This is a genomic window from Tetragenococcus muriaticus DSM 15685 (assembly GCF_000423785.1).
In the GTDB taxonomy this organism is placed as follows: domain Bacteria; phylum Bacillota; class Bacilli; order Lactobacillales; family Enterococcaceae; genus Tetragenococcus; species Tetragenococcus muriaticus.
In genome coordinates, this window is the sequence record NZ_AUIQ01000050.1 from 1 (window position 1) to 14,281 (window position 14,281).

At 35.3% G+C, this 14,281-nt stretch carries 12 protein-coding genes and 1 pseudogene; 10 read left to right on the plus strand and 3 right to left on the minus strand.

From position 1 onward, the window contains the following. A pseudogene (locus tag G577_RS0107970) lies at window positions 1–193 on the minus strand (IS5/IS1182 family transposase); the annotation flags it as partial. A 107-nt stretch (window positions 194–300) separates the two neighbouring features. On the opposite strand from G577_RS0107970, the gene G577_RS11290 reads away from it, so the two are divergent. The 8 genes from G577_RS11290 (at window position 301) to G577_RS0108015 (ending at window position 8,683) form a co-directional block, all read left to right on the plus strand. Next, window positions 301–1,092 (plus strand): metal ABC transporter permease, encoded by a 792-nt coding sequence (locus tag G577_RS11290; protein WP_081675749.1) that lies wholly within the window; start codon window positions 301–303, stop codon window positions 1,090–1,092. Beyond that, entirely contained in the window at window positions 1,092–2,165 is a 1,074-nt protein-coding gene (locus G577_RS11295) for a metal ABC transporter permease (protein WP_038027685.1), read from the plus strand. The genes G577_RS11290 and G577_RS11295 overlap by 1 nt, the downstream gene beginning before the upstream one ends. A 224-nt stretch (window positions 2,166–2,389) precedes the next feature. Then, on the plus strand, window positions 2,390–3,112 hold the full coding sequence (locus tag G577_RS0107985) for an alpha/beta hydrolase (RefSeq protein WP_028790766.1): 723 nt from the start codon (window positions 2,390–2,392) through the stop codon (window positions 3,110–3,112). 2 nt (window positions 3,113–3,114) lie between these two features. Then, window positions 3,115–4,113 carry a YeiH family protein gene (locus G577_RS0107990; RefSeq protein ID WP_028790767.1) on the plus strand — a complete coding sequence of 333 codons (999 nt, stop codon included), beginning with the start codon at window positions 3,115–3,117 and terminating at the stop codon, window positions 4,111–4,113. A gap of 182 nt (window positions 4,114–4,295) precedes the next feature. Next, window positions 4,296–5,135 carry a transporter substrate-binding domain-containing protein gene (locus tag G577_RS0107995; protein ID WP_028790768.1) on the plus strand — a complete coding sequence of 280 codons (840 nt, stop codon included), beginning with the start codon at window positions 4,296–4,298 and terminating at the stop codon, window positions 5,133–5,135. Between the two features lie 59 nt (window positions 5,136–5,194). Beyond that, on the plus strand, window positions 5,195–6,166 hold the full coding sequence (locus G577_RS12350; protein WP_211219229.1) for a lipoyl protein ligase domain-containing protein: 972 nt from the start codon (window positions 5,195–5,197) through the stop codon (window positions 6,164–6,166). Window positions 6,167–6,596: 430 nt separating this feature from the next. Then, complete coding sequence (locus G577_RS11300) at window positions 6,597–6,857, plus strand: DUF6290 family protein (protein ID WP_051176736.1); 261 nt, start codon at window positions 6,597–6,599, stop codon at window positions 6,855–6,857. Window positions 6,858–7,351: 494 nt separating this feature from the next. Further along, window positions 7,352–8,683, plus strand: a complete 1,332-nt coding sequence (locus G577_RS0108015; RefSeq protein ID WP_028790770.1) for a dihydrolipoyl dehydrogenase family protein — start codon at window positions 7,352–7,354, stop codon at window positions 8,681–8,683. A 340-nt stretch (window positions 8,684–9,023) separates the two neighbouring features. Here the strand turns inward: G577_RS0108015 and G577_RS0108020 are convergent. Both G577_RS0108020 and G577_RS0108030 read right to left on the minus strand, forming a co-directional pair. Beyond that, a protein-coding gene (locus tag G577_RS0108020) for an IS3 family transposase (protein ID WP_412766476.1) occupies window positions 9,024–10,180 on the minus strand; the annotation gives its coding sequence in 2 pieces (ribosomal slippage) (window positions 9,024–9,934 and window positions 9,934–10,180; 1,158 coding nt in all). An 82-nt stretch (window positions 10,181–10,262) separates the two neighbouring features. Then, entirely contained in the window at window positions 10,263–11,246 is a 984-nt protein-coding gene (locus G577_RS0108030) for a LacI family DNA-binding transcriptional regulator (RefSeq protein WP_028790772.1), read from the minus strand. Window positions 11,247–11,545: 299 nt separating this feature from the next. Here G577_RS0108030 and G577_RS0108035 point away from each other — a divergent pair, with 299 nt between their 5' ends. Then, window positions 11,546–13,156, plus strand: a complete 1,611-nt coding sequence (locus G577_RS0108035) for an alpha-glucoside-specific PTS transporter subunit IIBC (RefSeq protein WP_028790773.1) — start codon at window positions 11,546–11,548, stop codon at window positions 13,154–13,156. Window positions 13,157–13,248: 92 nt separating this feature from the next. Next, a complete protein-coding gene (locus G577_RS0108040; RefSeq protein WP_028790774.1) occupies window positions 13,249–13,977 on the plus strand; it encodes a metallophosphoesterase family protein in 729 nt (242 codons plus the stop codon). Window positions 13,978–14,281 lie beyond the last annotated feature (304 nt).

Here is a 14,281-nt window from a genome sequence, read left to right on the forward strand (position 1 = left end):
CTAACGCCATACGTAGCGACTTGGCCACATTACCTTTGGGATTAGGAAAGTTTTTGGCATAGTCTTTTTCCAATGCGCTCCAAGGAATTCGTTCCGCTTTTTTTACCCAACGGTTTTCTGGATTCATATGAAGGCCTAAAGGCTGGTTGAAATCTTCAAAAGAAATTTGGATGTAAGGTTGTGATTTGTACATGAGAATCCTCCTATGCAACAACAAGTGCACGATTATAATGGCCTTACTGTAAAAAGCCTTGCATCTATTTTAACAAATAGATCGAATAAATGTTGGTAAATTAACAAATTAGCTATAATCAGGAGGCATTAATTGGTGATGCTGTTGGTCATTCTTCTTTTGCAGGGATTGTGATTAGTTTTATGTTGTTTCAGCTAAGGGATCCGATTATTTTAGCGTTAGGAGCGTTTTTTTCTGGGGTAGTGGCATTTTTTTCTATTCAATTAATAGAAAAAAATGCCAAAATCACATTGGATAGTATCTTAGCCTTTGTCTTATCCTCATTTTTTGGCCTTGGCATGGTTTTGAAAAGCTATATCCAAGGAAATCCAGAATTCTCGGATGCTTCTCAAGCTGGTTTGCAAAATTATATTTTTGGACAAGCAGCTTACTTAATGCGTAATGATGTTTATCTTATTATTTTAGCAGCTATTCTAGCCATCTCGCTTTTATTATTTTTTTATAAAGAGATTAAAATTTTTGTTTTTGATAAACAATTTGCTCGTTCTGTAGGTATTAATGCCTCTTTTTTAAACTGGTTGATTTTAATTATGTCGATGGTTTTAATTGCAGTTGGCTTAAAAGCGGTGGGAGCTATTTTAATTAGTAGTATGTTAATTGCCCCAGGTATCACCGGCTTGCAATGGAGTGACCGTTTTCCTGTTGTGCTGTTCATTGCCGGTGTTGTTGGAGGAATTTCAGCATTCATTGGTACTTATATTAGTTCGACTGTCCAAGGCATTCCTACAGGACCAATGATTATATTGGCGATGTCTGTTTTTGCTATTTTTTCTATCCTGTTTTCTCCTAAGGGATTACTCCTAGGAATGGTTCGTAAGAAAAAAGGAGGGAGAAAATAATGGGAGCGTTGCTAGTATTAGTCATTACTGCTCTAGCTTGTAGTTTAGTAGGAGTGTTTCTTGTCTTAAGGAATTTAGCAATGGTATCAGATGCTATCTCTCATACAGTGTTATTGGGTATTGTTGCTGGGTATTTTGTTTCTCATGATCTAGATTCTCCTCTTTTATTTATCGGAGCCGCTTTATTTGGGGTCTTGACTGTTTATGCGATTGAAGCTTTAGTTAAAAAGTTCCGCTTAAAAAATGACGCAGCGACTGGTTTAGTGTTTCCTCTATTTTTTGCTATTGCCATTATTATTATTTCAAAATTTGCGAGAAATGTTCATCTAGATATTGATATTGTATTAAGTGGTGAAGTTGTTTTTGCTTCCTTAAATACTTTGACAATCTTTGGATTAACACTTCCTCGTTCGTTTGTTGAAATGTCTGTCGTTTTCTTACTTAATCTTTTATTTGTGGTCTTTTTTTATCAAAAATTAAAGATTTCTACATTCGACGCCCAATATGCCGCTTCTATTGGAATAGCTGTTTCATTCTTACATTTTATTTTAATGACTTTAGTCTCTACTACGACTGTAGTGGCTTTTAATGCAGTGGGTTCAATCTTGGTCATCTCTTTTTTAGTTGCTCCTGTATTAAGTGCTTATTTATTAGCCAAAAGATTGTATGCGATGATTCTTCTTTCAATGATTTATGGAACTATTAATAGTGTTGTTGGTTATATGATTGCTATTGAATTAAATATGTCGATGCCAGGTATGTGTGCGACAGTAGCTTTTATCACCTTCATGTTCACTTTTATTTTTTATCCTAATGGTCTTATTGGAAAGCAGGTTAGACGATACCAACTAAGAAAATTATATCAAATAAATTTATTAGTTTTATACTTGCCAGTTACTCAAGTATTTAAAGCGATAGATCTCAGTGAAAAATTAGAATGGTCTGAATCTCAAACCGAAAAATTATTAGATAAATTAATGAAAAAGAATTATGTGGAAAGAGCAGAAAGTGGCTTTTATTTAACATCGGATGGTCAAGCATATAAAAACCAGATGAAGTTAGAGAATCATTGAATCAGAAGCTAGGGTATAAGCTTTATAATAAAATATCCGAACTATAAAGAGAGCGATCGAACGCTTAATTGGCGCAAATGAGCGAAAGCGGGTCAGTTCCCAATGGATATAGTTCGGGTATTTTTCTTGTTTTTAGTCATGTCCCAGTTTTTTATAATATTTGCTGGATTTTCGTTTATTTAGTAAGCTAAACTTACGAATAAATATCATAGAGGTGAAAGCAAATGGATATCAAAAATGTTGTACTTAATGAAGCGAACGATTCGTCATTAACAATTTATCAAAGTAATACCAACGTAGCTCTTCCTGGCATTGTTATTATCGCAGGAGGAAGTTACAAAAAACTGCAAGAACGAGACACAGAAAGAGTGGCCTTAAAGTTTGCTACGCAAGCTTTCCAAGCTTTTGTCGTCAATTATCCTGTGGAAAATCAAAAAAGTTATACTGCAGCTAAAGAAGCAATAACACAAGCTTTTTCTTATATTGTAGATCACGCAAGCCAGTTCCAAGTAGATCCTAGCAAACTAGGAATTATCGGTTTCTCAGCCGGAGGACAATTAGCCGCAGCCTATTCCAATCAACCGGATACATTAGCACAATTTACTTTTCTAGGTTATCCGGTCATTACACCGACTTTAGATGAAAAAATGGGCGTAACTAGCGAAGATGTTTCACAACTTGTATCATCAGCTACACCACCAACCTTTATCTGGGGAGCTATTGATGACCAAGTGACGCCATTTTTAGACCATATTCATGTATATGCTCAAGCGCTAGCGAAAAATAATGTTTCATTTGAAATGCATGAATTTGCTACAGGAGGTCATGGGATGGCTTTAGCTAACAAGTGGACAAGTGTGGTCAATAAAGAACGAATGGACGAACATATGTCACGCTGGTTTCCTTTAGGAATCGAATGGTTACAAAAAATGAATGAGGAGAACTAGCTATGGCTTTTATTAAGAAAAATTATCAAGGGATCCTTTTATCTTTTTTGCTTGCTCTTGTGGCCAATTTTTTAGGGGATAAATTTACTATTATTGGCGGACCAGTTTTTGGTATTTTACTAGGGATGGTTATTGCGTTATTTCCTAGAAGTGGTGGGTTTGAGCCTGGAATTCAGTTCACCTCAAAAAAGATCTTGCAATTTGCTATTGTGTTACTAGGGTTTGGAATGAACCTTTTTCAAATTTTTGCGGTAGGTAAACAGTCGCTACTGATTATTATTGCTACGATCAGTATCGCACTTATTGTGGCGTATTTTGTAAGTCAATGGATGAAAATTCCAGGAAATGTCTCTATCTTGGTGGGCGTAGGATCTGCAATTTGCGGTGGTTCAGCTATCGCAGCTACAGCACCGGTAATTGATGCTAAAGACGAAGATATTGCAAAATCCATTTCGGTGATTTTTTTATTTAATGTCTTAGCAGCCTTTTTATTCCCGATATTTGGTGATTTCTTAGGGTTAGATGATATCGGTTTTGGCATGTGGGCAGGCACAGCGATTAACGATACATCTTCTGTAGTTGCTGCCGGGCAAACCTGGGCCGCTAGTCGTGCCAGTGATGTCGCTTTAAACTATGCAACGATTGTAAAATTAACGCGTACGCTTGCGATTATTCCTATTACCTTGATATTAGCCTTTTATCGTTCGCGAAAAAGTAGCCAAGTCTCAGTTAAATTATCGCAAACCTTTCCTTGGTTTATCTTATTTTTCTTATTAGCAGCCATTGTAAGTACTGTTTTTCAGTTAAATACCGAAATAACTGCTAGTTTAACAGCCTTAAGTAAATTCTTTATAACAATGGCGATGACAGCCATCGGTCTAAACACCAATATTGTTCGTCTGATTAAATCTGGTGGCAAACCTATTTTGTTAGGTTTTTGTTGCTGGGTAAGTATTATGTTGGTTAGTCTTTTGATGCAACAAGTATTAGGCATTTGGTAATAAAAAAATTTATATAATTAGTACAGAAAGAAATAGCTTTTACAACAGTTGCTGTAAAAGCTATTTCTTTATTTTATTCGTTATGTCAATTATTTAACCGTTGACAACTTACTAACAGATAATATAATAACTTTAAAAGTGTGAAACAGTTTTATTTTCTGTATTAATTTAGGAGGTTGGAGATGAAAAAAGGACGTTTATTAGGAAAATTGACGGCATTAGCGGCTGTATCATTGGTATTTTTAACTGCTTGCCAAAATCAAGGAGCTTCAGAAGAAGATTTAGCGGCTACTGATTCTTCCGCAGATCAAGAGACTGAAGTGCTTCGATTTGGGATTACGGGCGGCTATCCACCAAGTAATTATCATGATGAAGATACCGAGGAGTTAGTTGGTTATGAGGTCGATATGGCCAAAGAACTTGTCAAAGACTTAGATGGTGATGTGGAAGCAGAGTTTGTGGAAATGTCTTTTGGTTCCATTTTGGAGAGTTTAAATAGCGATCGTATTAATGTAGCGATGCATAGCTTGAGTGAAACACCAGAACGGGCAGAACAGTATGATTTCACCGTCCCTTATTTTGACAAAGTATGGGGGATTATTGTGGCTGAAGATAGCGACATTCAAACCTTAGATGATCTAGACGGCAAGCGGGCGGCCCAAAGTGTGTCGACTTCATCTGGACAAGAGGCAGAAGAACTTGGCGGAGAACTTGTCCCAATTGACGATGTGGACGAAGCGGTTAAATTGATTACAGAAGATCGTGCGGATTTTTATCTAGGTAGCGATGTCGGCCAACAAGACTATTTAGATAAACAACCGGAACCATTACCTGTTCGTGTGTTAGATGAAACCGTGCAAGATGTACCTGCTTCTTTGGTTGTGCCAAAAGGCTCAGATGAGTTAAGAGAGGCTTTAAATGAATCAATTATCGAAAATACAGAAGATGGAACTTTAGCTGAAATTTATGACGAATATTTAGATATGGATAAATCCATCGAAGATTTTGATGAAGACGAATAAGAACAATCCAAGCGAGGTTTAGTGAAATCTCGTTTGTTTATTTAATAGGGAGTAGACGAATGTATTTATTTGACCAAAAACGTAATGGAAAAGAAGTACGTGATCCAAGATATAATTATGCTATTGCTAGTTTTTTAGCCAATGAATTACAACTAGACGAATCAATTATGCGTTTTTATATCAACCAACCAGCTGTCATTATCGGCAAACATCAAAACGCCTTTGCTGAAGTTAATTTGAACTACCTGGAAAAAGAACAAATTTATTTGGTTCGTCGTTCTTCAGGTGGAGGTTCAGTCTACCATGATCAAGGGACATTGATTTATGGTTTTATAGGAGATAATGATCATGATTCTTACCAAGATTTTTCTCGTTTTACTCAGCCTATCGTACGGGCGCTGCAGCGCTTAGGTGTTAAAGAGGCGCAGTTTGGAGGACGCAATGGGAGCGGAGGAAAAATGGATAATTTTCAAAAACTAACAAAAAATGCTTTAGATGAATTATCGCAAGTCTTTGCCAAAATGAATGAAGAAGACGTAAGACTACTTCTAGATAGTATCGAAAAAACGGAACGGATCTTTCTTTTAGGGGCAGGACGAGAAGGGCTTTCCACACGAGAGTTTGCGATGCGTCTTATGCATTTAGGTAAGGAAGCGCATTGGTTATGGGATGATACAACGCCAGAAGTTAGACCAGGTGATCTATTTATTTGTGCCTGCGGAAGTGCAGACGTCTCTCATGAAAATGTGATTTGTAATAATGCCAAACAAGCAGGAGCTAATTTATTGCTCATTACTCCTTCATCAGAAGGATATCTCCTTTCAATTGCTGATATTGTGATTAAAGTTCCTTCTATGGCTTATAAGGCAGTTTACCATTCAGAAGATGATTATGTAGCTACTAATCAAACAATGGGAAACCAGTTTGAACAAGCATTACTTATATTTTTTGATGTGATTGTTATGATGCTAAAAGATGAATTGGGTTTAACAAACGAAGATATGGAAGCACGACATCGAAATGTAGAATAAATAAAACTGCGGAGGATTTTCCTTCGTAGTTTTTACTTAGAAATATAACGAAATGAAAAGCAAGGTTATTAAAAATGAGCGTGTGATTCGTGTTATAATAGCTAAAAGAGACATAAGTATGCATGGAAAGGTCTGGTAAAATTAAAAATGAAAGGAAGGTGATTTATTATTGAAAATGTGATAGAAGTAAAAAAAGATTTGTTAGAAAGTCTAGTTGGAATTGTTAGTTTACCTAAGGTCTTCGATATAAAGACAGAGAGAGCGGAAAGAAAGCAAAAACGATTGGTAAAACATGAACTGCATCATTGACGTTGATATAATATGTGGGAAAGTATAACATTGAATATTTTCAAAAGATGCTGAAAATTTAGTTGGATAAAAATCAATTGAAAAATTAAATCAAGCTTCGCTTAATGGTAAGGTGTTGATTATGGTTGTAACTTCATTACGTTTTAAAGATGAACAATATCAAGAAATTAAAGAGTTAGCTGAATTTGAAGGAGTTTTTGTAACAACTTTTATGCGGCAAACAATTTTGGGCCGGTTGCAAGACGAGAAGGGTTGTTATGAAGCAGTCCAAAGTTTAGAAGAAAGTAATGGCGAAAGTGTATCTAGTGATGAAATTAAACGCCGATTGGGAATGGCACGACAACAGATAATTGGAAAAGTAGATAAGGAATTTGGTTTATAGGTTCAAAACATTTATAAACACTGATATAGGACTATTAACAGCTTGCAGATAGTTAATGGCCTATTTTTTTATGAATCTGTTATTTGGTCTAGCAAACTTTTATTGATGAATTTATCATGAAGAAGTTCTATAAAGAAGGTAAGTTAATAAAAGTTCCCTTCATTCAGTGTAAAATGAATGTAAGTAAATCAAATTAGCCTTCTTTTTATTCAAAAAGAGGGAAAGACCACTAAAGGAATCTTTATTAGTCTTAAAAAGAAGGGAAGTTTAATAAAGTTTCCTTTATTTAGACTGAGCTAGGTCGATGTTTGAACGAAAAAGTTTAGTTAATAGCTGAGAATAAACGTATTTTAGTAAATATGATAAAATGAATTATAGCGATGGGGATTTGTAAAGGATTACGGAATAATTGTTGTTTAAATAATTGAAAGCGCTATAATTATAGAGAACTTAGCATGCTAAAGAGAATCATTATTTTATAAGGAGTGAGATTCATGGTAGAGAAATATGATACTGTTGTGATTGGTGCTGGCCCAGCTGGAACGGCAGCTGCTTCTTCTTTAAAAGCCCAAGGACAAAAAGTAGCGATTGTAGAGGAAGATTTATGGGGAGGTACTTGTCCTAACCGTGGTTGTGATCCGAAAAAGATTTTATATACAGCAGTAGAAGCAAAAGAACAGGCTGATCTTTTAGCAGGGCAAGGATTAAATACACAAAGTTCAATCGAATGGCCCGATTTAATGGCGAATAAGCGAAGTTATACAAAACAAATAAGTCCAGGGACTCATGAGAGTTTAAAAAATAATGGCATTGAAACAATTACTGGTCATGCGCAATTTGTCGATCAACACACTTTAGAAATTGGACAGCAAACAATTGAAGCTCAAAATGTCATTATTGCTACTGGTTTACGGCCACGAATTCTAGAAATTAAAGGGAAAGAATTTTTGCAAACGAGTAATGAATTTTTAGATTTAGATGAAATGCCAGAAAGTATTACTATATTGGGAGGCGGATATGTTGCTTTTGAACTTGCCGGAATCGCATCTTCTGCAGGAGCAAAAGTGACACTGATTCATCATAATAATCGTCCATTGAAAGCTTTTCCGGAAAAATTAGTACAGACCCTTTGCGATCAAATATCCGAAAATGGTGTAGAGATCATCTTGGATCAAGAAATCACTGAAATTCAAAAGGACAATACAAGTTATCGAGTAATAGGCAATGATTTTGATAAGAGAACGGATAGGGTATTTGCTGCAGTTGGTCGAATTGCTAATGTGGATCAGTTAGGGCTAGATCAAATAGGTGTTGAATATTCAAGTAAAGGCGTTAAAGTAAATGAACACTTACAGTCAGATGTGTCACATATTTACGCCGTTGGGGATTCAGCAGCTTCTCCTGTGCCTAAGTTAACGCCAGTTGCAGGTTTTGAAGCAAACTATGTAGTCGATCAAATTTTAGGTGATCACAAAGAGATTGGTTACCCGTTAGTTCCGACAATCATTTTTTCTTTACCAAAGTTGTCGCAAGTAGGCGTCACTGCGCAACAAGCAGAAGAAGATACCGATAGATATCAAGTGAGAACTGTCAATGTAGAAGAATGGATCACTTATAAAAGACAACATGAAAAACAACCTCTAGTACAATTAGTCATCGATCAAAAGCAAGATCAGGTGGTGGGTGCTGCTTGTTTGAGTATGGAAGCTGATGAAATGATTAATTACTTGAGATTACTGATTAAGCATGAATATTCTGCAAATGAAGTTAGTCAGACGCTCTTTAATTATCCAACGATAGCAAGTGATATTCAGTATTTGTATTGAACAAACTATAAAAATTTATTCTATAGAAGAATAAGTAATAAGTAAATTCAAAAAGCTGCGAAGAACATTTCTTCGCAGCTTTTTTACCTTATTTCAATCTTTCAGTTTATTTTAAATATATACTTTTATATTTATCATTTACTTTAAAAAGGATTTGGATTTACGTCAATATTCTGGACACATTTTTTGAGAGTCTTTTTTCGAAACGAATCCACTCTAGAGAATGTCATCATTTCCGCTTAATATCAAATGGAAAAACGTATTTGACATTAAGCGGAAACGATGACAAGGAGGCCTCGTGGATAAGTTCCTCAAAAAAATGTGTGGGGAAACTCTAGACCTATGCCAACATTTTTGCTTGATCTTCCGCTTGCTGGGGCGTCAGGTAGTTGATATTTCCATGAATCCGTTCGCGATTGTACCAACCATTAATATATTGGAATAAAGCGAGACGGGCTTCGTCAAAACTTCTATAGTGCTTCAAATAAACTTCTTCCTTTTTCAAGGTCGCATGAAAAGATTCAATCCCTGAATTATCATAGGGCGTTCCTTTGCGACTGTAAGAATGATTGATGTGACATTGTAGGAGAAGATTTTCAAATTCATAGCTCGTATATTGCGTGCCTAAATCTGTTTGTAAGATGAGTCCCTTACCATCTTTTAATTGTTGATTTTGCATGGCTTGCTGAAAAGCTTCCACTACAATCGGAGTGGTCATCTGTTTACCATAAGAATAGCCAATAATTTTACGAGAATATAAGTCCATGACAGAAGCCAAGTAAGTCCAGCCTTCTTTTTGCGTATGAATATAGGTAATATCTGCACTCCATTTTTGGTTGATCGAAGTCGTAGAGAAATCTTGTTTCAAGAGATTCTCACGAGATTCCACTTTTTCATGATTGCTTGCTGGACGATATTTTTTTCGAATAATGGAACGAATACCAAGTTCTCGCATCAATCGTTGGACGCGTTTTAAGCTCACTTTCCAACCGTATTGGACTAACTTATGCGTGATTTTGGGCGCGCCATAACGGTGCTTGCTTTTCTCGTAAATCTGTAGAATTTCTTCTTTTAATTGTTCATTCTTTTGGTTCCTTCGGCTCGGACAACGGTTCTTGGAGGCATAGTAAGTCGACTTCGATACCTCGAGTACGTTCGTTAATGTACGTACGGGGTATTCTTGACGCTCTTCATCAATAATTTCATAAATCAACGTGTCATCACTTACTCTTTCGTGAATATGGTGATAGCTTTTTTTAGGATATCAATCTCCTGTTTCATACGATGCATTTCCTTCTCCATTTGATGAATATCTGCCTGACTTTTGCCGGTTTCTTCATCCGGGGTATACGCTTTTTTCCAGTTATATATCGTTGCTTCTGAAATCCCATATTCACGTGCCAAAGAAGGAACACTTTGTCCTTGTTCATTTAATTGAAGAATCAATTCTCTTGTTTCTTGGTTGTATCTTTGTGTCATAAACGGACATCCTTTCATAGAATATTATAGTACTCTACAAAAACGTGTCCATAAAACTAACCTAACACCAATTTGAATATTTTTTATAGTTGAGCGATTGCTAAACTGTTCTTCCAGTTAAAACTTTAATAGGTAATTTATATGTTTTCTCTAAAGGAATTTCCGGTTGAGTGATTCGTTGTATTAATAAATCAACTAGAAGGTCACTAGCTTCTTGAATAGGTTGAACGATCGTTGCTAAATCTGGAAAATAATTTTGCATAAATTGAGTGCCGTCATAGCCAATAACTTTTAATTGCGAAGGTATATCAATATTTAACTCACGACAAATATTAATGACTAGGGTAGCAGTTAAATCGTCTGTGCAGAATAAACTATCGATATTTTGATTTAGCAAAATTTGTTTAATTTTCATTTTTTTTAACGCTAATGAATTTTCAAATGGAGCAAAATAAAAAATATTAGGTTCCAGCCCAACCTCTTTTAAAAATGCTAAATGGCCATTTAAGCGGTCATTAGTGGGCGAATCTGAAACATTACTACCTGCAATAATGCCAATTTTTCTTCCTCCATTTTTGTAAAGCGTCTCTGTTGCGATGTATCCACCTTGATAGTTATCACTACCTACAATAGAGATATTATCAGCTAAATAACGATCAAATGAAATAATAGGTAGTTCAACCATTTCATATTCTTCAATTCCTAAATTGTGTGATCCAGCAACAATCCCATCTACTTGGTTTGCGGCTAACATCTTTAAATAGTTGCGTTCTTTTTCTTTGTTTTGGGAACTATCACAAAGAATAGATTTATAGCCACGTTCGAAAAGCTTGGTCTCTAGCTGTTCTACAAGTTCACCAAAAAAAGGGTGAGCGATTGTTGGAAAAATAAGTCCGATTAATTGTGTATTTTTCCCCTGTAGAGAACGGGCAAGGGAGTTGGGTTGATAATTAAGTTCTTCCATTGCAACGTGGACTTTATTAATTGTTTTTTGGCTAAGTGAACCATAATTATTAATCACTCGTGAAACTGTCGTCGAAGAAACGCCAGCTTTTTTAGCTACATCTGTAAGTTTAATGGCCAATTTTATTCTCCTTTTTTAATTAAAAGCTTATTAGCTAATATCAGTTTATGTATAATCATTGGAATCTTATATGTAAGATGTAATAACTTGTTTGCAAATCAATTACAACTTAAAGATAGTCTAATGTGCACTGTATGTCAACCGGAAATCATTAATTCATTACTGCTAACATACTATTTATTATAAGATGATAATTTATTTTGATAAACGTTTGACATTAGTAAGCAGGTATAGTATAAATATTTAAAACGCTTTCCGATTTTTATCAATAAATAAGGTGAAAAGGAGTTAAACATAAAATGATGAAAAAGATACAACGTTTTGGTGGAGCAATGATTGCCCCAGTTTTGCTGTTTGCTTTTAATAGTATAGTGTTAGCATTTGCTATTGTGTTCCAGGACCCAGAAATTATGGGTGGACTGGCAACAGAAGGGACTTTTTGGACTGATCTTTGGTCAGTTATTGAGGCCGGTGGTTGGGTTGTTTTTGACCATATGGAATTATTATTTGTTATAGGCTTACCGATAGGTTTGGCCAAAAAAGCAAATGCCCGGGCATCTTTAGAGGCATTTATCATTTATATGACTTGGAATGCTTTCATTAACGCGATATTACAAGTCTGGAACTTCGGTGTAGATCTTAATGATACTGAGGCGCTTGGCGTAAAAGCTATTGGTGGTATTGAGACTTTAGATACTAACATTATTGGAGCTCTTTTAATTTCAGGTATGGTTATTTGGCTACATAATAAATTTTATGATGCGGCGCTTCCTGAATGGATTGGTATTTTTTCAGGGTCTGCGTTTGTGGTTATTATTGGCTTTATAGTTACATTACCTTTGGCGTTTTTAACCGCTTGGCTTTGGCCAATGTTGCAGGGCTATATGTTCCAACTACAAGATTTAATTGCTGGCAGTGGGACAGCTGGCGTAGGGGCCTTTGTTTTCTTAGAAAGAATATTGATTCCAACAGGTCTTCATCATTTTATTGCACAACCGTTTAAATACGGTCCTGCTGTTGTTGATGGCGGATTAACCAATTTTTGGTTTGAAAATTTAGCTGATATTTCATCTTATAACGGTACTTTAAGAGATTTAGTTCCACAAGCTGGTTTTGGTTTAAATAGTATGCCTAAAGTATTTGCCCCGATTGGAATTGGTGCAGCATTTATTGCGACGGCTAAACCTGAACAAAGAAAACAAACAATTGCTTTAGTTATTCCAACCGCAGTTACTGCTGTTTTAACTGGGATAACAGAGCCGTTTGAATTTACTTTCTTATTCTTGGCTCCACAGCTGTATGTTGTATATTGTTTACTTGCTGCAGCAATGGCTATGACAGTTTATGCTCTTGGCGTTTCGCTTGTTCTAGGAGGAGGGTTAATATCATTTTTCCCAAGGTTTATTATACCTTTATCAACGAACCACATGAACGCTATTGTTATTTTCTTCATCGTCGGCTTAGCATTTTCGGCATTATATTTCCTTGTATTCCGATGGTCAATATTAAAATTTAATATCAAAACTCCTGGGCGAGATGATACCGGAGAAGTAAAATTGCATACTAAAAAGGATTATAAAAATAAAAAAGCCGCAGAAGCAGGTGATGAACAAAATTCAGTTACTAGTGGCGCTTCTCCAGTAAGACAAAGTAACAACCCCAACGCTAAAAAAGCGACCCACTTTTTAGAAGGTTTAGGAGGTTCAGAAAATATAACAGATATTAATAATTGTGCAACTAGGCTTCGCGTGTCAGTCGCTGACGAAAATAAAATTTTGGATGACGCATTTTTCAAAAGCGGTGGAGCACACGGACTTGTTCGTAATGGAACAGCTGTTCAAGTTATTGTAGGATTAGATGTGCCGAAAGTAAGAGAGTTCTTTGACGAGATCGTTGAAGACGAAAGCTAAAAAATTTGCAAAGGCACATAACTGTTATAAATGTATAGTATTATTTATTTTAAATCTATATTAGAAATCTATTAAGTTGTTAGAGGTGTATTATGAAAATACTTTTGCTATCAGATATTCATAGCAACGCTGTATCTTTACGCAAAATTTTGGAAAGTGAAAAAGATGTAGATAAGATCCTGTGTGCAGGAGATCATGTGGATTATGGACTTTATCCTAAAGAAGTACTAGAAATGGTTAAAGATTATAATATTACAAGCGTTAGAGGAAACCACGACGATCATATGATCAAAACTTGGGAGCAAATAGAACAAGGTGTGGAACAGGACGAATTTAAATGGATTCATCATAACGCGGATATTTTAAATAAAGAAGATATTGATTATTTAAAAGCACTGCCTAAAACAATTTCATTTGATTTAGGCAATACAGGGTATGTACTTCAACACCAGTGGAAAGAAAACTCATATGAAACTATTCAGAGTGAGTATCATTTTGATCAGTTTTGGGATGAACACTATACTGGCGCCTTACAAGGTGACTTTGAGAAAAGAATTATTTTTGGTCACACTCATAGACAAGGAATACATTATGTAGCTAATGATAAATTGTGGTTGAATCCAGGGAGTATCTCTTATAGAAGACCAGACGATCCTACTAAAGATGCTCATTATATGATATTAGAAGATGGAAATATTGTATTTAAACAAGTACCTTACGAGAAGGCTGAATTAATGAATGAAGTGAACAAATGGCAAGGAATAATTAAACAAAAAGATATGGATGTCGCTTTGTTCTTCTTTGGTGAAGATGAAGAATAAATTATTTCGTTATGAAAAGCACAACGCAAGAAGTAGTAGCTGTGTATCTTGTTTTGTATTTGAATAATAACAAAATATCTATATGATTTTAACCTGACTATGGTACTATGGTCAGGTTAAAATTCGTTATTTGACTGGGTTAGATTTAATAGAAAGTGTATACTAATAATTTTAGTAAGAAAGTAGATTTATAATGAAAAAAATAAAAAATTATATAATGCCTACTGAATAATTGTGAACTTTGAAAAAAAGCTAAAATAAACTGTCCGATTTTTTATTTGTTTACTCTTGAAGTTGCTAGACA